13 protein-coding genes are annotated in these 19,274 nt (G+C 52.4%); 11 read left to right on the top strand and 2 right to left on the bottom strand.

Going from position 1 to position 19,274, the window contains the following annotated elements; genetic code table 11:
- The first annotated feature begins 11 nt into the window (after window positions 1–11).
- From ACO06L_RS02680 to ACO06L_RS02725, 10 genes are all read left to right on the top strand, one after another.
- Window positions 12–5,072, top strand: coding sequence for an AAA domain-containing protein (locus ACO06L_RS02680; protein ID WP_421845260.1), 5,061 nt, complete (start codon window positions 12–14; stop codon window positions 5,070–5,072).
- Window positions 5,073–6,470 carry a hypothetical protein gene (locus ACO06L_RS02685; RefSeq protein ID WP_202346638.1) on the top strand — a complete coding sequence of 466 codons (1,398 nt, stop codon included), beginning with the start codon at window positions 5,073–5,075 and terminating at the stop codon, window positions 6,468–6,470.
- Window positions 6,467–7,696, top strand: a complete 1,230-nt coding sequence (locus ACO06L_RS02690; RefSeq protein WP_202346637.1) for a DUF6361 family protein — start codon at window positions 6,467–6,469, stop codon at window positions 7,694–7,696. Before ACO06L_RS02685 ends, ACO06L_RS02690 begins: the two co-directional genes overlap by 4 nt.
- Entirely contained in the window at window positions 7,690–9,486 is a 1,797-nt protein-coding gene (locus ACO06L_RS02695) for a phospholipase D family protein (protein ID WP_202346636.1), read from the top strand. The genes ACO06L_RS02690 and ACO06L_RS02695 overlap by 7 nt, the downstream gene beginning before the upstream one ends.
- 15 nt (window positions 9,487–9,501) lie before the next feature.
- Window positions 9,502–12,870, top strand: a complete 3,369-nt coding sequence (locus ACO06L_RS02700; RefSeq protein ID WP_202346635.1) for a DEAD/DEAH box helicase — start codon at window positions 9,502–9,504, stop codon at window positions 12,868–12,870.
- A 152-nt stretch (window positions 12,871–13,022) separates the two neighbouring features.
- Entirely contained in the window at window positions 13,023–13,352 is a 330-nt protein-coding gene (locus ACO06L_RS02705; RefSeq protein ID WP_202346634.1) for a hypothetical protein, read from the top strand.
- A gap of 14 nt (window positions 13,353–13,366) precedes the next feature.
- The gene (locus ACO06L_RS02710) at window positions 13,367–14,110 is read left to right on the top strand and encodes a hypothetical protein (RefSeq protein WP_202346633.1); all 744 of its coding nucleotides are present in this window, start codon (window positions 13,367–13,369) and stop codon (window positions 14,108–14,110) included.
- Window positions 14,111–14,173: 63 nt separating this feature from the next.
- Window positions 14,174–14,569, top strand: a complete 396-nt coding sequence (locus tag ACO06L_RS02715; RefSeq protein WP_202346632.1) for an HIT family protein — start codon at window positions 14,174–14,176, stop codon at window positions 14,567–14,569.
- Complete coding sequence (locus ACO06L_RS02720) at window positions 14,527–15,873, top strand: DUF3883 domain-containing protein (protein WP_202346631.1); 1,347 nt, start codon at window positions 14,527–14,529, stop codon at window positions 15,871–15,873. The genes ACO06L_RS02715 and ACO06L_RS02720 overlap by 43 nt, the downstream gene beginning before the upstream one ends.
- A gap of 60 nt (window positions 15,874–15,933) precedes the next feature.
- A complete protein-coding gene (locus ACO06L_RS02725; protein WP_320407625.1) occupies window positions 15,934–17,292 on the top strand; it encodes an NADH:flavin oxidoreductase/NADH oxidase family protein in 1,359 nt (452 codons plus the stop codon).
- Here ACO06L_RS02725 and ACO06L_RS02730 read toward each other — a convergent pair.
- On the bottom strand, window positions 17,279–18,097 hold the full coding sequence (locus ACO06L_RS02730; protein ID WP_202346630.1) for an SDR family NAD(P)-dependent oxidoreductase: 819 nt from the start codon (window positions 18,095–18,097) through the stop codon (window positions 17,279–17,281). The genes ACO06L_RS02725 and ACO06L_RS02730 overlap by 14 nt on opposite strands.
- Window positions 18,098–18,206: 109 nt before the next feature.
- Between ACO06L_RS02730 and ACO06L_RS02735 the strand changes: the two genes are divergently transcribed.
- Window positions 18,207–18,644, top strand: coding sequence for a PAS domain-containing protein (locus ACO06L_RS02735; protein WP_320407626.1), 438 nt, complete (start codon window positions 18,207–18,209; stop codon window positions 18,642–18,644).
- Here ACO06L_RS02735 and ACO06L_RS02740 read toward each other — a convergent pair.
- Window positions 18,641–19,174: a CIA30 family protein gene (locus tag ACO06L_RS02740; protein ID WP_202346629.1), complete on the bottom strand. Its 534-nt coding sequence runs from the start codon at window positions 19,172–19,174 to the stop codon at window positions 18,641–18,643. The two genes, ACO06L_RS02735 and ACO06L_RS02740, sit on opposite strands and share 4 nt — an antisense overlap.
- Window positions 19,175–19,274 lie beyond the last annotated feature (100 nt).

Consider the following 19,274-nt stretch of genomic DNA (forward strand, 5'->3'; position numbering starts at 1 on the left):
AGGAGTAGTAAATGGAAGTCAAGCTTTGGGATGGTGGTCTCCTCATTCACGAATTGAATGCCATCAGCAAAATGGAGGTGGCATTTGATGAGAAGAGTGCACCTCCGTCGATGGCGGAGCGTAAATCAAAACAAAACCAAACAGCCATGGGACAACAGCTCAGCAGTTTGGTGGGAAACAAACGCCAGTCCGGAATGTGGCCCTGGAAGGGCTATGCGGGATTTAGGTTTTCCGACTCCAAAGGTAAGGACGGCGAATTTGATCTGGTTATCATCACTCACAAGAACATCCTCATTGTCGAGCTGAAACATTGGCACGGAACCATAACAAGCTCAGGCGATCGCTGGCTTCAGAATGGAAGTGATAGGGGCCGCTCTCCCGTCAGCACAACAAGAAACAAGTTCTTTCTCCTGAAAAACAAAATTGATCGGATTCGTCATCAACTGCCCGGGAAAAAGGTGCCCCGAATCGAATACCGGGTTGTTATGTCTGGTAACTGCGATTTCTCTGGCATTTCAGATAACGAAAAAGACTTCGTTCTATCACTGGATGATTTCCTGAAGCTCGCGGATGAGAAACGATTTAACAAAACGTTTCGTCCTCATCCTGATCAACAGGGCCTTAATGATTACTTTGAGGTATTTGATCAGCTCCTTGATGAATCCAACGTTCAAGAGCGTGACCTTGTGGTGGATGGCTATCGGGCTAAGGAGAAAATCTTCTCGCATCCGATGGGCGCATATACCGAATACGAGGCAGTGAATGATCAGAACAAGTCTGATCGGGGACTGCTTCGCCTTTGGGATTTTAACAAGCTCTCCGGCAACCAACCTAAAACACCTGAAGGTCGATACAGAATCATTTCCAGAGAACAGGAGGTTCTGACGCAGATTCGTCTAATCGAACCCGAGCTGTATAAGAACTGTCTCCGGCCGATGTCCAATCCTTCGCAGGATGATATGACCCGCCAATTCTGCGAGAGGTTCGAGCTCCCAACCGGCCACTTGCGTTTCAATGCTTTTATCAATAGCCATGTAGTTGGCTACTCGATCCAGGAGCGGCTGAACGTAGGCAAGGTTCTCGTCTCTCAGTTTGCGAGGATGCATGGGGCGAAGGTCGCCCACAGGGACGTAGGCGATCACAGTGTTTGGTTGTCCCCGTCGAATGCAATAACACTTTCGAACTTTATCGCAGCCTATTACCAGCCGGCCGGCACAGTGGGGGAGCAGCGGAAGGAGTTGAGCATTGGGGCTATAGAGTTACCTGAGGATAGTGGCTCCGACATTGAATTAGCTACTCCTTATACCCGTGACGTGTTTGCTCTCGGGATGCTGCTCTGGCATTTGGTTAAAGCCCAAAACATTCCTCACAAGGCTGACAGTAGCCTATTAGAGAGGGTTGTTGGCGACGTGCAACACTGTGAAGAATGGTATGCCCCTGTAATTTTGCGAGCGATCCAGAAGATACCGAGTGAGCGCTACGCGGATGCGGGAAGCTTACTCGGCGCTTTGAACGAAGGTCAGCCGTCGAATGCCGAAGTCTTCGAGTTTGACGACAGTACTTTGGACAGGTTTCGACAGCCTGCGCTCCGTGTTGAGCGAGTGTATCCAATGGAGGAGGAATATGTTGATAATCCCCTCAAGGAGGTTTATCGCTCAGGCTCCAACGTCGTAAAGACATGGCCAGGTTTTGATCTTGGTGGTGATGACCTGGGAGCCGGACCAAGGCTCCTTACATTTCTCACAACTGTAGAGCGGCTTCAAAAGTTAAAGCTGGGCTTTATTCCCAAGATCGATGAGTTCGGGCTCGCAAAGCGCGATGAACCTTTTGTGGTCTCGCAATTGATTGAGGGAGTTCACTGGTCAGAACTGACAGACTTGGACCAAGACATGCGCTTCCAAGTAATTGAGAGGCTCTGTGATCACATCTCGTTCCTCCATGAGCAGGACATTGCTCATGGAGATTTGCATCCAGATAACGTGAAAGTCGTCCTGCCTGCAGAGCCTGAAGAATCGCCGATTATCTATCTCCTCGACTTTCCCGACCTGGCCATCGATTCGGATGAGACAAAAAACTCTCGGTATAGTCCGGCCTGGGAACATGCTTCTCCCTATGAGCGTGACAACTTCGCTGTTATGCGTATGTCCGCAGAATTGCTTGGCATGGAGTGGGATGTCGCCCGTGAAGACGATCTTCAAAGCCTTCGGGATCTGATCAATCTGGAGCAAGAGAGCCAGGCAGGATTCATTTCTCTTGATCGATTTATCGACGCGATCCAAAGGGAAAGAGAGCCCAAGGTTCAGCGGACAACAGTTTCTATTAAAACATCGAGGGTAAGCGATCCACTGACGATATTGCCGGATAATGGTGAGTTGTTGGTGACTGTGGAGCCTGACCGCAAGCGGCCACGGATGCTGACGGTTAAATTTAGCGGCATTGGAGGAAACTTTCTTTGCACCTACGATCCTGCGGAGCGGAAGTTTGGGCGTGTGTTGTTCTTGAACAAGCAGGACGAGATTTGGGGGCGGGATAGGAATAGTGCCCAGTACAGAATTGATTGTGCGTTAGAACTCATTCAGAACGGTCACGATGACTGCTCGGGGCTCAACCAATTTTTTTCAGATAATGAAGATTTTCTTGCTTTGGTGGATGACGTGCAGCAGTTGTCCATTGAAAAACAAGCTCGTGAGGAGCATGCCGCTTCCGCGGAGCTTGAGGTTAAAACAGCGGAAGCTGAAAAGCAGAAGCTTTCCCGGGAGAATGAGCAGGAGCCGGACGAAGCGTCGCATAAGGTTCGAAAACGTGACATCCCGGTTAATCGTTTATGGAAAACCATCATCGATACCGAGACGGAGGGACTGCCGTCCATAGAGGTGTCTGAAGAACCCTCCCCAACCAGAGATCACTCATCCATAAGGATTCCTTACTCATCAGAGGGAGCTGTTCTCGAAAGCTTTGATAAGGATGATGAGGTCCGGCTGGTTCGAAAAAAAGACGACAAGACGTCTTATCTTGGTTACGTCGATGTTCGCAAGAGCTCGGGTAAAGAAATCGTTGTTGAGAACACGGCCAGGACCCGTTCTGTAAAGCCTGACGAAACGCTTTATCTGATGAGCACTCAGAATAAAACTTCGCTCGATCGAAGGAAAAGAGCTGTTACACGCGTGCTTGATCAGCTATCGGTCATTCCGGATCTCACAGCTTACTTTGAGGAGAACTCCGACAGGGAGCCCGTAAAACTCTCGGAGGAACCGTCAGAAAACGATTTTGAGCTATACCAGCGAGAGGATCGAGAAACGGGCAAAGTGATCGGTCTTAACACGGCTCAGAAGGAAGCTTTCAAGAAACTGATCGCCTATGGCCCTTTGGGTCTTCTGCAAGGTCCCCCAGGGACCGGGAAAACAGAGTTCATTGCAGCGTTTTGTCACTACCTAGTCAGTCGGGAAAATGTGAGCAATATTTTGTTGGTTTCTCAATCTCACGAGGCGGTAAACACCGCGGTAGAGCGAATAAGGTCTCATTGCCGGAAGCTTGATACTGACCTGGACGTTGTCCGCTTCAGCAACAGTGATCAAGCGGTTTCCGATGGTCTGAAAGATGTTTATTCCAGCGCGTTGGTGAATCAGAGGAAAGCCCTGTTTGAGGCAGAACAGACTCATCGTTTGACCTCATTAGCCAGATCCCTTCAGGTAAATCCGGATTTTATTGAGAAGTTGCTGACCGTCGAGAAGCGCATCCGGCATCCTATAAACGAAATTGAGAGGCTGGATAAAGACCTGGGATCGACGGAATTAGATTCTAAGATGCAGAGGGATATGAAGAGCGAGCGGGAAGCCTACCGTTCGATACTCTCCAGCGCCTTGGACGAGCTGTTCTCCAGACCCCTTCCTGAGGAGGGGGCATATCAGAAACTTCTGCTGGAGTTACACGAGTCCGTCTGTAATGAATTCGGAGCAAGGCCTCATGAGCTCAGGCGATGTCTCTCTTTGATACGGGTTTCGGAAGAGATGCTGGAGCGCCTGGAGAGCAAAAGCTCCAACTATGATGAGTTTCTGGTTCGTTCGCGTACCTTGGTGTGCGGCACATGCGTAGGGATGGGGCAGAGCCACTTGGCTTTGAACAAGACACCTTTTGATTGGGTCATCATTGATGAAGCAGCCCGCTCCTCTTCCAGTGAATTGGCGGTTGCCATGCAAGTTGGGAAGCGCATTCTTTTAGTCGGCGACCATCGACAGCTTCCACCCACTTATCAAGATGACCACAAGCTTGGTATCGCTCGGGAATTCGGTGTCGCACCCAAATCTGACGAGCTGGACTTCATCATGCGAAGCGACTTCGAGCGTTCCTTTGAGTCGTCTTATGGGAAACGCATTGGCGCTACCCTCACTATGCAGTATCGGATGAATAAAGCGATTGGCGGCTTGGTTTCCACTGTCTTCTATGGAGGAAGGCTAGAAACAGGTGACCGTCGCATACCCGAATGCTTTTCCCGCGCGCCTTTACCGATAAAAAGTGAGGTGACCTGGCTGGACACCGGTGTGCTCGGCGAGAGAGCGTACTCTAAGGGGGACAAGAGTAAGTTTAATGAAGCGGAAGCTGACGAAATCATCAGTCTTTTGAAGACGATTGAGAGCGACGATGTTTTCTGTAAAGGGTTGCTCGATACGGTCTCAGATGACAAAGAACCGACGATTGGTGTGATCTGCATGTATTCAGAGCAGAAGCGCTTCCTGAAAAGAAAGTTTGCGGCCCAGAACTGGCGTGATGATTTCAGGGAGACAGTAAAAATAGACACCGTTGATAGTTACCAGGGGAAGGAAAATAGAATCATCATTCTGTCGTTGACCAGGTCGGATGCCGAGAGAAGTCCGGGTTTCCTGAGGTCAGATAACCGCGTCAACGTTGCTATGTCTCGGGCAATGGAAAGGCTGGTTATTGTCGGGGACATGAGAGTCTGGAGTGGCAAGAACAGTCACTATGGCCTTGGAAAGGTAGCAGCTTACACTCGCGATCGTCAGGGTGATGGAAGTTTCAATATTCTTCCCGCGTCCAAACAGAAAGGAGGCAAATAAATGTCCACCGGTAATATTCCTCTTTTCGAGTTTGATGTCGCCGTGCCATCTCAGCTTTATATGATCGAGTATTCTCTCGTAGAGCGGGGCAGTCTGCCTTTCGTTCCCGATTTTTTACTCAAACTGCTCCACGTGGCGGACTTCCTTCCACAGGAGGTTGCGCACTTTTTTGGGTTCTCACGCAAAGAGCTTGATCATGCGCTTACGGGCTTCTTTAGTTCCGGAGAAGTGGAGTATCGGAAAGATGGAAAACTCGGCCTTACAGCTAAAGGGCATGCTCTGTTCGCTGATACCGATACCTCACCAATGCGCGAATCGATCGCGAATTATCGGAAACCTTTTTGCTTTGACCTTTTGACCTTCAGTTACCTCGGAAACAATTCCAAGTCTGGCCGAGATAGTCGAACCTTGAGGCTGAAAGTTGACCAGGAACAAGTCGCTGAATCTCAGAGGCTTGCAAAAGAATCCTTCCAGAGGAATATTCACGACATTTACAAGAAAGGTCATCTGGTTAAAGGAGCGCCTCAAGGAGGTACGCCTGAAATTTACAAATTCAGTGACTGCAGCAAAAGAAAGGACTTTGTGGAGAAGGTTCCGGAAGTCCTGTCGCTAAATGCTGCAACTTATCAGTTCGAGTTTGAGGACCGAGATGGCCTGCCCGAATCTGAGACTTATATTCGAGCCAGGACCGAGGCGCTTAGTTCTGCCTGCGGCTCCAACAATATCAATCAAATTTCGAAAGTCGCCGATCTGCTTGAAGATGAGTTTACCCATAGGCTGATTCAGGATGAGGGGTTGAACGCGGACAGGTTGGCATCGCTGGCCATTGATGACCTGCAGGGTCATGGCACGGAATCTGAAAGGCGGCGCCTGTATGGCTCTTTACAGCTGAAGCGCAATTGGCAGGATATTTTTGAGAAGCTGAAATCAACCCTCAAGTCAGATAAGACTGAGAAGGCCGAACTTATCTGGTTGGCGCCATCTTGCCACGAACTCTGGGGTAAATGTGAACGGCATGGCCAGGCGCTTTCTGAGGTTTATGAACTGTTCTCAAACCACCAATCTGGAATAAATGGTTTCAAGGTTTATGTCCCATTACCAGATGATCGGGACAAGCGTGCAAAGGGCATTGCTCGGCGCGAGAATACGGAAGCCGGTAAAAGGCTCTATGGCTTTGTTGAGTCGGAGCTTCTATCTCCTGTCGAAATTCTTCTTTTGAAAGATAAGTTCGTTGCAGTTCTTTATCACTTCACAGACTCAAGAAGATACCCGGCGCCCGTTCCGATTGGATTTTTCTCTCAGAATGCCCAAGACTTGGCGCGAGTCCATTCTTTGATGGCGGGGGCACTAGGGGAATACACCGAGGCTGGGGCTCCTCGGGATTTGGGACCGCTATGAGCAGTATTGGCTGGGTAGACTTTTCATCCACGGACAGGGAAAAAGTGTCGCAAGTCCTGGCGATGTTGCAAGAGCCTGGGACTCTGGATGAGTTGGGAATAGGCCAGATCCGCGATGCTTTTGCCGATCTCTTGTTTCCCGGGTTTTCAACCATCCAGACGCGGGCCAAATATTTCATCACAGTGCCCCGAATTATCCGCGACTACATGGAGCTGGATGCAAGGACACAGCGCCGGACATCACTCAGGGATTACCTGGAGTCGCAGGAGAACGAGGTCGCCAAGGTTTTGGTGGAGCGTCATGGATCGGCTGAGAGTGGCATCATCGGCGCGGAAATGGTTGATAGTGAACAGGGCGTAGCCCGAAAGCCCTCGTCTGTTTATTGGAATGGTCTCCGCCAGATCGGGATTGTGAATACCTCAAAATCTCTAGCTGAGTTTTCCAGAGAAATAAATCAAACTCGATCGGCTTCCCGTGCCTCAGAGCATGAGGATGATGACTCTGATGCGATATCGCATCGCTCCATGGTACATCTGGATGTCTTTGAGTCGGGCTGGATGGAGGATCTTGCGATCCATTTATCTGAGTCTGAGGCCCGATTTCTCATTGATAAGCTGACTCATACCCCCGCCATTCGAAACAGCGTTGTCGCCCAGTTACTGATTCATGGTTTGGCACCGGAACTGGCTGAAGATACAGCTACTTCTCTGACGTTCCCCGAGGTTGTTGCGTGGACGAAGGGTAGAGCCGAAGTCTCTCCTCAATGTAGGCACACTCTTGAGCTGGCGAATGAGTTCAGTGATGCGATATACGGAGCGCATATCCGGTTCAATGCATTGATTGCGAGGAAATCCGGTAACGTTGAGTTGGTGGCTGAGCGTGAGGAGCTTTTTTCCGAATGGCTTGAGGAAATCAGGGATCGAAATCTGTTCTCGGCTTCCAGTGTGGATGACTGGTTGGAGGCTGCCACCGCTGGCGGAGCCCGAATCAAATTGAATTCACGTGAGTTTCTGCGTCAGTGGCATGAAGCTATTTTTCAGAATCAGCCTGTCAGTAGTCTGGATAAACTGGTTGAAAGCCGAGCCCGGAAAAACAAAGGCCGTCGCTCAGTGCTCCTGAAGAATTTGGGTGAAGCGCCGCATTGGCAGGGGATGGATTCGTTGAGCTACCGTTGGCCGACAGCTAGGACTATTCTGAGGGATATTGTGCAGGGTGCTGAATGCTGAACCCCAAAGCCGAAAGAGTGGATTATGGCTGGGAGCTGCGGCCTCCGGAGGGGTATGAGCTCGATTCTGCCATCGCCGCAACCTACACGCTCGACCTGGATGCTCTCCTGTCCGTCCCGGTCGCGCTATGTTTCCATGATACCTTGGAAGGCGAAATTCAGGGCGAGCGCCTGGCACTCTTAGAGGCCGTTGGCCAGCTGAATGGCCGTTTGAAGGTGTTCTATCAGGCCGGAAAAATAAAGCTACCAGGCACCTATAATCGCTTGTTTGCCTTGCTAGAGCCCTGGCTTCAGCCGGTAATGCCGGGGAATGTGGCTTATTCCTCTTTCCATCCGAAGTTTTGGCTCCTGCGATACACCGCCCCCAAACGTCCGGTTCGCTATCGCTTGATAGTGCTTTCCCGAAACCTCACATTTGATCGAAGTTGGGACCTTGCCTTGTCTTTGGACGGTGAGGTTTCTCGCGAATCAATTTACAGCGCCCACCAGGGGTGGGATGACCTGGTGAGAGATCTGCTGCTGCAGGATCCTTCCTTTGAGCCTGGCAAGTTTATCAGAAAGGAGCTTGGCCGGATCAACTGGCACCCACCTGAGAATTTTAGAGATCCTAGAATTCTTGCGGGTGGGCCCAGGTATGGCCAGCCACTGGATATGCTGAGCCCGAATGACTCAATATTGGTCGTTTCGCCATTTCTGAAAGATTCTGTCGGTGGCGTGGGAGCTTTGGATGAGTTGGCTCAAAGAGCTCCAGAGGGTAATCGCTGGTTATTCAGCCGGGGTGAAGAGCTTGATGAGATAGGGCCGGAGAAGCTTGAGGGGTGGTCCTGTTTTTCCATCAACACGGATGTCGTTGATGGTGAAGAACGTCTGGAGATGGGCACTGGCAGGCAGAATCTTCACGCAAAACTGATCGTCGTGGAGCGAGGGCAAACCTGCCACTGGCATCTTGGGTCTGCAAATGCGACAGCTGCGGCCCTGGGCAATGCAGGCGCCGACCCGCGCAATACTGAATTGATGGTCAGGCTGACAGGGAAGAGTGCTTTGATTGGTCCGGCCGTGTTGTTTGACCAGTGGATTGATAAAGATAATCCTGGCAACGGGCTGTTTGTGGAGCACCAGTTTGAAGAGCGATCAGCGAGTGAGGGCGAGAGCGAGAGAGATTTGTTTCGCATCCTCTCGTTTGATCTGATCAAAGCGAATTGGACATTGTCTGCCAGGGAAGCAGAGAGCGATCCCACACTTTTTGAGTTAGAGCTTTCGATAGATGAGATGCCGCAACTGCCAGAGGGACTATCGGTGGAGGTGAGCCTTTTGCCAGTGAGTGGCTCCTATCGGCTTCTCGACAGCGTCATCTGCTGGAGCAACTTGAATCTAAACCAGCTCAGCGCGTTCCTGGCCGTGAAAATTACTTCGCAGGCAAGCGCTGAAACCGAGCATTTGGTTATTCAGACAGACCTACATTTACCTACGGGCACGGACCGCGAGCGACGCATTATCGAGCAGCTGGTGGATACGGAAGATAAGTTTCTGAATTACATTCGTCTTCTCCTGCAACGACATCCGGACAAAAACGATTGGTTTAGCTTTGATGGCTCCAGTGGTCAGGCGGGAGCCTTGGCCACCTTGTTCGGTGACTCCCCGATTTTTGAGCAGTTGATGCTTGCTGCTGCTCGGGACACTGAGGTGCTTGGGAGAATTCAAAAGATGATCGATCGGCTTGAGGGAACGTCAGTGCCCGTTCCCAAACGGTTTGCTCAATTGTGGCGGCATTTTGCGCCCGCAAAGCGCTAAGGATAGTGTTGGTTTATGCATGAGGTGTTCGAGCAAATCGAAAAAACCCTGGCTGGCTTGAAAGATTTTCAGCAAGCCTCGGTAGAGCGAGTGATTGAAAACTTTTTTTCAGAGGGACACAGCGAGCGAGTTCTTGTTGCTGATGAAGTCGGTTTGGGCAAGACCATTGTCGCCAAGGGTGTCATCGCACAGATGCTTCGCCGGCAGATCAATCACAGCCTGGAATCTGGCCCTGCCGAACAGCCCCAGCAAACTTTTCGCGTGACCTACATCTGTTCCAACCTGGCTCTGGCAAACGAGAATCGTAAAAAGCTGGCGGTGTTCAGCGACAATCTTGCCAAGAAATATGTCAGAGAGCCCTCGTTCGGTCGTTTGGTGGAGTTGGCAGCCAAAGAAAGGCACGGAGCCAATGGCCAGTTGCTTGAGGTCTGTTCACTGACTCCCTCCACCTCGTTCTCGCTCACAAACAGTGATGGTAATGTTTGGGAGCGGCAGATCCTCTTTCGGTGTTTGATGAGCCACGACGCTTTGAGGCCATGGTCGTCGGTACTGGACCGACTGATGCGTAGCAAAGTCAAACACAGCACATGGGATGAACAGAAACGCAGGTTTAAAAGCTCGTTCGAGCTGGACCAAGATCTTGTTGATGAATTTCTGAGTGATCTTGAAGCTGAGGCCCCGCTTTCGGAGGATCTTGCAGACTGGCTTGGTCTTGCCGGTTGTTCTTACATTAATGTGTTGGAGGCCATTGGTCGTCGGTTCTCCGGGTGTTTGGCGGAAGACTCCGAGAAAACCTGGAACGTGCTTTTGGATGGACTTACTGAAGCAGCATCGAACGTCAGCTCCACTTCTTTTTACCGGTTGCGTTCGGACCTGCGGACCAGGTTGGCCAAAATTTGTGCCCGGCATATTCGCGCAGACCTATTCATCCTGGATGAATTTCAGCGTTTTGATTCCCTCCTGGACATGTCGGAGGATTCAGAAAACGCCCTTATCGCACAAGAGGTGTTCAAGCGCGATAATCCTGGAAAAATCCTGCTGTTATCTGCGACGCCCTTTAAAGCGCTGAGCCGCATAGAAGATGATGAAGTTGAAGCCTCCCACCAGGAAGAATTACGCCACCTCCTGACATTCCTGATGAATTCTGACCAACAACGCCTTTCCGAATATGAGGCAGCCAGGAAAGACCTTTTAGCGACAATCCTGCGACTTCGGGATGATTCCTTTTCAGTCGAGGATCTCTCGGATGCTGAAAAACGGAGAGTGGAGCGGGCACTTTCGGATTTTATTGCCCGTACCGAGCGTGGACAGATCGGAGAAAACGTTGACTCGGTATTTAAATCAGAGCGCCTCGATTGCGCGAAGTACTTCAGTCAAAGCGATATCAAATCCTTTGCAGCAATGACGGGGCTGGCGGATACCGTTGATCAGGTGTCCCAGTCAAGGCACGGTCATCAACTAATGGAGTTCTATAAATCCGCTCCCTGGGCGTTGTCTTTTCTCGGTGGCTATTCGTTCAGGGACAGACTGGAGCGGAACCTGAAGAACTCCAAGGTCCGGTCTGCTCTCGGAAAATCGACCTTCAGTTGGTTGCCTCGGGAGCGTATTGCCAATTTTCGACTAAACCTCTTAGAAGAGGCACCGAACGCAAAAGTTCGTGGGCTCGTAAAACGGATCTTGGATGACAGGGTAGAGGAATTGCTGTGGATTCCCCCCAGCGCTCCTCATTACCCCTTACAGGGCGCATTTGCAGCCAACCGTAACTTCACCAAAACCCTGCTGTTCTCAGCTTGGGCAATGGTCCCTCGGGCCCTTAGTGGTTTGTTGTCCTATGAAGTGGAGAGGCGTCTCCAGAAGAGAAAAGGCAGCCGCTCCAAATATTTTGTTGAGGCTAAGAAGCGGAGTGTTCCGCTCATTCGCCTAGAGGGTAAGAACGCGCTGACAGGGTGGTCACTGATTTATCCCTCGCGTGTGTTGGCGTCAGAGTCTTTAGCCCGAAGTGATACCCCATTGGACGAGCTTCTGGCCCAGCGGAGTGCGCAGTTTGGGGATAGGCTGACAAGCCTCCGTCAATATGGGAGTGACGGGCCTGAGGACCATAATTGGTACGCGTATGCTGGCATGTTGCTGGACCATGTCAGTGGTTACAGCGATGCACTGGAAGACTGGCAGAATTGGCTGCAGACCGAGCAGGCAAACTCAAAGGATGTAGGGCGGCGGAAGCATCTGGATGAGATTGCCGACAGCCTGGAGCAGCTTCTGGCCGGACAAAAAACGCTGGGCAGAATGCCAAATGACCTGGGTGATTACCTTGCTCTGCTTTCCATCGCGGGACCCGGGGTATGTGCGCTTCGCATGTTCTCAGGGCTCTATGATATTGGGTCGCCGGCCGCATTGAATGCGGCAATTCGCATCGCTTTTGGGGTACTCACGCTATTCAACAAGCCGGAGTCGATTGCGGTCATCGAAAAGCAATCAGGAGCCAGGCTCAAGAACGCCTCACAGCTGAGCAGCATCTGGAAATCTCGCAAAATCCTGAACTACTGCGCGCGCGGTGGCTTCCAGGCCATGATCGATGAATACGGGCACCTGTTGAAGGGCAGCGGTCTGTCCGCTGGCGAGGCAGCAGAACGGTTTGCAGGCGTGATGGGCTTTCAGACTTCATCCGTGACTTTTCAGTACTTGGGCCACGCAGATGGCCAGCGTCATTTAAGCCCTTTGAACGCCTCGCTGCGATGCCATTTTGCTGTTCCGTTGGGCATACAGAGCGCCACCGATGACAAGCAGCAGATTCGCGTTGAGCACATCCGAGACGGTTTTAATTCGCCATTCAAACCGTTTATGTTGAATTCCACATCCATCGGCCAGGAAGGCCTGGATTTTCACTGGTATTGCAACCGAGTGGTTCATTGGAATTTGCCGTCTAATCCGATCGATATTGAGCAAAGGGAGGGGCGGGTGAATCGCTATAAGTCTCTAGTGGTTCGCCGCCGGGCGACTGAGTATGCGAATTCTCACGGGTTGGATCTGGATCAGCCGGGTGATAGCGGAGATTATTGGGAAAACCTGTTTTCAGAAATTGACCGCGTCTCTGAGCGCCGGACCAGTGATTTGACGCCGTACTGGCATATTCCGTCGGGGACTGCGCAAATTGAACGACTGGTTCCGATGATGCCCATGAGCCGTGAAGAGGCTCGATTGGATGAAGCGCTCAAGGTTCTCTCTTTGTATCGTCTGGCGTTTGGTCAACCTAGGCAGGAGGAGCTCTTGGGTAATCTGGTTCGGAGGGAGTTTTCTGAGGACGAGTGGGAGAAAATTCGGCGTGCTTTGGTTATCAATCTGGCGCCTTTGAATCAGATCGTCCCCAGAAATCAACCGGCGTAGCGATGGTTTCTACCTCAGTCGCGACGCGAGTCGGGATGTATTCGTGATTTAGGACTCTCATGGCTGAGTACTTGAAGCGACAGCACCTGTCGGCTTGAGGTATTAACATCTGAATGAGTAGCACGTGTCCTCCTTCCACCTAAGGAATAGCCATGCTCGATTTCGATCAAGACTTTGAACAAACCCGCCTCACAATGTTGTCTGAACAGTACCCGAACATTGTTCGTTCAAAAGGTGAGGTCTCCTTCCAGGCAGATCACGAAAATCGACTGAGCGGTGCTTCGTGGACGATTGACGATGAGATCTTTGACGAGATCAGCGAATCTGGATTCAAGCTTCACCTAATGGAATTGCTGGATACTTTCATAGCCTACCGGGGGCAGTGCAGTCAGTCTCCTCGAAAGCAAGGTATTGTGCGATTTAGCGGCGGCATTATGACGATGGAATGGTCGCCTGATGGAGCAGCCCACTTTTCCAACTGACTGGCAGTGATGTAATGGATGCTTTAAGAAATGATTACGAACGGATACTCGCTGGCCTGAAATCCGAGCCTTTTGACCTGGCAAGTGACAAATACTCGGGTGTGTTTTTGCCGGTACCTTTCGACGAATACTGGGCAAGTAGCCCTAAAGTGATGCTGGTTGGCCGTGAAACGGCGGGCTGGAATACGAATAACGGTAAAAATACGATGCGCCGTATATTAAATGCCAATGGGGATGGTGACACAGGAAAAATTGTCACCGAGGCTACTGAACGATATCAGAGGCACCTGGAGTTTAGAGCGGATGGAAGCCTTATTAAAAAATCAGGGAGTCGTTTCAAGCAATACTTTTTTCGACTAGCAAGAGACCTGGGAGTTAACCCTAAGGCGTTAGTCTACGCCAATCTCTTTGCCTGGGATTACAACAAGAAAACCGCCAAAGATCGGCCCGAAAACGAGCTGGCTGAGGTTGTTTCGATGTCCAATGAGCTTCTGGCGGCACAGATAAAACACCTCAAACCGGATTTCATTATTTTTGCCACTGGGTATGACGGCGTAGATCCCATGATTCGCAGTCTTTTCAATGATCATTTTGATGGCTATGAAAATACGGCTCCGGTCATTCCAAAAAAACTTTGGGAGTTCCGTGCCGGAGGCAGTACCTGTTTTCGTATTGCTCACCCACGGGCGACGCATGGACATGGAGAGTTTCGTAGGGAAGTTATTTTGCGGATCAAAAGTCATCATGGTGAGCCCTGATTAAGCGTTTGTACTTGCGAGACTTTTGTTCAACAGTGTGAGGGAAGAAACTAGGAGTTTGTAATGGAACAAAGCTGTCCCTTTTGCACCGGCACTGAAACATCAGAACTAGGCTCAATGCCGTCCAATGCGCTGTCCCATACCCGCCTGGATGGCTTTCCGGTCTCCAAAGGTCATTTGTTGATCGTCCCCAATCGACATGCCGCCGACTGGTTTGATCTTACCGCCGCTGAACAACAAGCGATCATGGAGCTGGTGGAACACGGTAAGCAGTGGCTTGAAGAGCGATACCAGCCGGACGGCTACAATATCGGTATGAACTGTGGAGCGGCGGCAGGGCAGACGGTCTTGCACATGCATTGTCACCTGATTCCGAGGTATGCGGGCGACCAACAAGATCCTCGTGGTGGGGTGCGATGGGTCATTCCGGAGAAAGCGGATTACTGGAGTGGCCGGTGAGTTTGCTTGATTACGAGAAGCGCTTTGCAACCCTTCGGATGAACAGGGGAGGCGCCAATAAAAGCCCTCACAAAGTGGCCATGTTGCAGGCGGTCATGGATCTTATTGAGCTGGGTGAAACGAAGACCAACCAATTCAGATTTGATGAGAATTTAAAGCGCCAATTCACAAAACGTTTTCAAGAACTGGCGTCTCCTTCGGATCGGAACAATCCCCACCTACCGTACTTCCATCTCCGAAGCGAAGGGTTTTGGCACCTCAAGGTCAGACCCGGCCAGCAGGAGCAATATCAGCAACTAACAACGGCGACATCGCAGGGCGTCATTGATGCTCACATTAATTACGCATTTCTGGACGATGAGCTTTTCGAACTGCTGGGAAACCAAATTGCCCGAGAGCTTCTGAGATCCGCGCTGTTGGTTAGCCTTGATAAGAAGTCGATTCGTGACCTTCTTCAACCTGAACGTGGCGGCTGGGACTGGTTGGAATGTGAGTTTTTGGTCAATGATTACGTGACGATGTTGGAGAAACACCTCGTCGGCGCGACCTACAGTAAGGCAGAACACCGCAGGGCACTGCAACCGCGCTTGAATAATCGCTCCGAAGGATCGATCGAATACAAACACCAGAACGTCAGCGCTGTGCTCTTGGAATTGGGGCTTCCATACATCCCCGGCTACAAACCTGCTTTCAATTACCAGCAACAACTCAAACAGGTAGTCCTGTCTTATCTTGCGGGTCATCAGAAGGTCGTTGATGACGTTAATCTCGTTGCGGATAAGGTCGCCGAAGAGCCGGATCATAGTGATCGGGCCTGGGATTCGGTCTTTGATCCGGAACCGCCAGAGCGAATTCCTCATGTGGCCGAGAACAGGCCAAGCTACCTAGCGAAACGTATCGACTTCTCTGAAAGGGAACGCCGAAATCGTCAGCTGGGCGAGCGCGCTGAAGAATTTGTTCTTCGCCTCGAGAAGCAGAGGCTTACCGCACAAGGTCGGCCGGACCTGGCGGCAGATGTGGAGTGGTCGAGTAAGGAACGTGGTGACGGATTAGGTTTCGACATTCGCTCTTTTGATGCGGCTGGTGATCAAGAGCGCTTCCTGGAAGTTAAGGCGACGAATTCAGGGAAGTATCTGCCGTTTTTCATTAGCGAGAATGAGCGGGCATTTTCCAACGATTTTTCAGACGCGTTCCGCCTGTATCGGGTTTACGAATTCACCACCGCTCCGAGGTTCTTCATTTTGCCGGGGGCGATTGAGCAGCACGTGCAGTTGTTGCCCCAAAACTACCGAGCGCGTTTTTAGTTTGGCGATGGTGGGATCGGCGCGTTTTCCAAACGCTTCTCCATTCAGAGGTAAATAACCGTGTCGTTGGATTCTGCTGACTCAATTTCCCATTGGACATCGCCCCTCGCCAAACCCCTGAAGCTCCCCTGCGGAGCCGTCCTGCCCAATCGTATTGCCAAGGCTGCCATGACCGAGGGGCTGGCAGACGACCAGCTACACGCCACCCACCGCCATGAAACCCTTTACAGTCGCTGGTCCGATGGCGGAGCAGGGCTGTTGATTACCGGCAACGTGATGATTGATCACCGTGTGCTGGAGCGGCCGGGTAACGTGGCGATTGATCCGGCGCCGGCTGAAGGCGAGCCGGAGGGTATGGCGCAGTTGGGTGCCTGGGCCGAGGCGGGCACCCGCAATGGCAACCATCTGTGGATGCAGATCTCCCATGCCGGTCGCCAGTCACCGCGTTACGTGACCACTCGTCCGATGGGGCCTTCGGCGGTGCAGCTTTCGCTGATGGGCAACTATGCTCGCCCACGGGCGCTCACAGAGCCGGAGATCCTCGATTTTATCCAGCGCTTTGCCAATGTGGCCCGGATCGCGAAAGAGGCGGGCTTCACCGGCGTTCAGGTGCATGGGGCTCATGGGTATCTGTTGTCCTCTTTTCTGTCGCCGGTCACCAACCAGCGCACCGATCGCTGGGGCGGGTCGCTGGAAAATCGCGCCCGTTTCCTGCTCGAGGTGGTGCGGGCGACGCGCGCTGCGGTGGGGCCGGAGTTTCCGGTGGCGGTAAAGTTGAATTCCGACGATTTCCGCAAGGGCGGCTTTACGCTCGACGAGTCCGTGAACGTGGTGCGCTGGCTCAATGAGGAGGGTATTGATCTACTGGAGGTGTCCGGCGGCACCTACGAACAGCCGCGGCTGCTCGGGTACAGCGGTGATGCCGACACGGCGAGCGATGGGCCGGCCATGCGGGAAAGCACTCGCAAGCGGGAGGCTTACTTCCTGGATTATGCCCAAAAGATTCGCGAGGTGTGCGATTGCCCGCTGATGGTCACCGGTGGATTCCGGACGCGCGCGTTTATGGAGGAGGCAGTCGCCAATGGCGAAACCGACGTGATTGGCCTTGGCCGGCCGCTCTGCACGGATCCGGATACGCCCAGGGATCTGCTTGGAGGGCGCATCGATAAGACGGTTTGCTACGAAGATTACGTCAAGCTTGCGCAGAGAGGATTTTTCTCACCCGCCAGCCCACTGATGCCATTCAAAGTCATCAACGTGCTGGGCGGCCAGGCCTGGTACTACCAGCAGATTTTCCGGCTGGCGGATGGCGAGGAGGCTGATCCGGATCTGGGCATCCTCAAGGCCGTCGGGGCTTTTGTTAAGGATGAATTGAGCCGGTCCCGGCGGGTGAAGAAGACCCGCCCTAGCTCAAGATGATTCTCTGGATCGACCGGGGAATAAACCGGGTGACAAATTCGGCCGCGTAGGTCTGGGGTGTAACCAGATATCGAGGCTTGGGTCGTGTCGCCTCTGCTGCCCTGACAATCTTTTTCGCGACGTCCGACGCACTGGCTGTAAAGGGCTTGATTCTGGCGCCTGGCGCGAGCGCTGCTTCCATGGCTTTGTACTTTTCCCGGTGCACGGCGCTTGCTCGCCCAAGGACGGGCTGCAAAGCCGCCAGGGCATGTTCTCTGAACCGGGTCACCACGGGGCCCGGGAGCACAAGCGAAACACTTTCCAGGCTGTTGCTGCCCTGTTCATCAAACCAGAAGCTTTCATGGGCCGTGTTCATCGCGGATTTGGCGGCACAGTAGGCGCCTTTCATTTTCTGGGGCGCGATGGAGAGAACGGAGCTAATCGCGATAACCCGCAAGGGTGTGCCGTGTTGTTCGCAGAGACTCAGGCAGACGGCGGCCAGTTTGATGGGGCCGAATACGTGGGTGCTGAATTGCTTTTGCCACATGGATTCGGACAGGTCGCGAAGCGCGCCGAATTGCCCGTAACCGGAGTTGTTGACCAGAATAACCCGCTCGGCTGCTGCAACTTCCGTGTCCAGAGCGCCGGCAAGCCCTTCAATCTGCTCAAAGGACTCCAGATCCAGCGCCAGTTCCAGGTCTGCAGACTCGACGCCGGTTGGCTGTCGGGACAGGGCGATCACCCGGTAGCCTTTTCGGGCAAAGAGGGCGCAGGCTTCACGGCCAATGCCGGCGCTGGCACCGGTTACCAGGGCTAGTTTTGTCATTGTAAACTCCGCATCGTGCATTTTGTGCCGGGAATCCCGATCCCCATGAGCATCGTAATGCTCTCATACCCAGCGATTCAGGCATACGCTGAACAATAGGAAGCTGATTGTGTTTCAAAGTAAACTAAAGCAGGAACTGCAGGCCGCTCTGGAAAAGCTGGAGGCCGCCGAGAACCGGGTGTCTGAACTGGAAGCCGATTGGCAGGCCATTCAGCGGTCGGTGGCGCTTGCGGTAATGAGCGGCGATGGACTATTTGAGTCGGTCAGCGATGTCTTTCTGGATATGCTTGGCTACCAGGAGCAACAGCTGATTGGCGAGCATCACCGGGTGCTCTGCAAGCATGAGGATGCGCGTGGTGAGGAGTACATCAGGTTCTGGCGTGAACTTGTCACAGGCCACGTGCAACAGGGCCGATTCCTGAATCTTGGTGCCGACGGACAGCCGATCTGGCTGGAAGCTCGCTATTTACCGGTTCTGTCCGATAAGGGCATCGTAAAGCGCATTATCATGATGGCCAACAGTACTACTGAGGCCTTGCCAGCTTAGCTCCTGAAAAGGCGCCAGTCCTGCATGACTAGCCGGAACTCACCGGCCTGCCGCCCGGAAACGAACAGGCTCACGGACGCCAGGTTCCGGGTGTCCAGAGGACCCGCATCCGCCACTGTCTTGCCGCGCCAGGTCGGTATGAAATCGCTGAAAGGAAGCCGTATGCGGCTCCAGTCTTCAGTATCCGGTGTGAACTCATGCTGGTACACAATGCTGCGCCGGTCGGTGCTGTTGCGAAGCCCGATCTTGTAGGTTTTGCCGTCGCCCTTTGCCAGCAATTCAATGCCTGTCCACTGGGTGGCATCGACGGGTTCCGGCAAGTCTGCTTTTACAGAGGCAAAGCCGCCGCCGTTATCCAGTCGCACCGTGCCGTGAAAGATCCCGATACCTTCCTCAGAGTGAACCAGCGCTCCGTCCGATTGACCACCCATTACCTGGTCACCGAGGGAGTACCATTCCAATCGCTCGCCCTTGGTATCGAACGTAACCAGGGTAGGGTTGCAGTGGCTGGTGCTGTGCGCGTCTTTCATTGGCTTTCCTTTACCCGCTTTTCAGAGATTCTGGGTAACAGTCTGAATGAAAAGTCTCCGATACAGTAGGCGCCTGATAGCGTTACACTAATCCTCAAAT

Source organism: Marinobacter sp. (genome assembly GCF_965229985.1).
Taxonomy (GTDB): Bacteria; Pseudomonadota; Gammaproteobacteria; order Pseudomonadales; family Oleiphilaceae; genus Marinobacter.

Excerpts from the sequence above, each read along its gene's own strand:
- ACO06L_RS02680 (WP_421845260.1), top strand. The coding sequence starts at position 12 with ATGGAAGTCAAGCTTTGGGATGGTGGTCTCCTCATTCACGAATTGAAT.
- ACO06L_RS02685 (WP_202346638.1), top strand. The coding sequence starts at position 5,073 with ATGTCCACCGGTAATATTCCTCTTTTCGAGTTTGATGTCGCCGTGCCA.
- ACO06L_RS02690 (WP_202346637.1), top strand. The coding sequence starts at position 6,467 with ATGAGCAGTATTGGCTGGGTAGACTTTTCATCCACGGACAGGGAAAAA.
- ACO06L_RS02695 (WP_202346636.1), top strand. The coding sequence starts at position 7,690 with ATGCTGAACCCCAAAGCCGAAAGAGTGGATTATGGCTGGGAGCTGCGG.
- ACO06L_RS02700 (WP_202346635.1), top strand. The coding sequence starts at position 9,502 with ATGCATGAGGTGTTCGAGCAAATCGAAAAAACCCTGGCTGGCTTGAAA.
- ACO06L_RS02705 (WP_202346634.1), top strand. The coding sequence starts at position 13,023 with ATGCTCGATTTCGATCAAGACTTTGAACAAACCCGCCTCACAATGTTG.
- ACO06L_RS02710 (WP_202346633.1), top strand. The coding sequence starts at position 13,367 with ATGGATGCTTTAAGAAATGATTACGAACGGATACTCGCTGGCCTGAAA.
- ACO06L_RS02715 (WP_202346632.1), top strand. The coding sequence starts at position 14,174 with ATGGAACAAAGCTGTCCCTTTTGCACCGGCACTGAAACATCAGAACTA.
- ACO06L_RS02720 (WP_202346631.1), top strand. The coding sequence starts at position 14,527 with ATGGGTCATTCCGGAGAAAGCGGATTACTGGAGTGGCCGGTGAGTTTG.
- ACO06L_RS02730 (WP_202346630.1), bottom strand. The coding sequence starts at position 18,097 with ATGACAAAACTAGCCCTGGTAACCGGTGCCAGCGCCGGCATTGGCCGT.
- ACO06L_RS02740 (WP_202346629.1), bottom strand. The coding sequence starts at position 19,174 with ATGAAAGACGCGCACAGCACCAGCCACTGCAACCCTACCCTGGTTACG.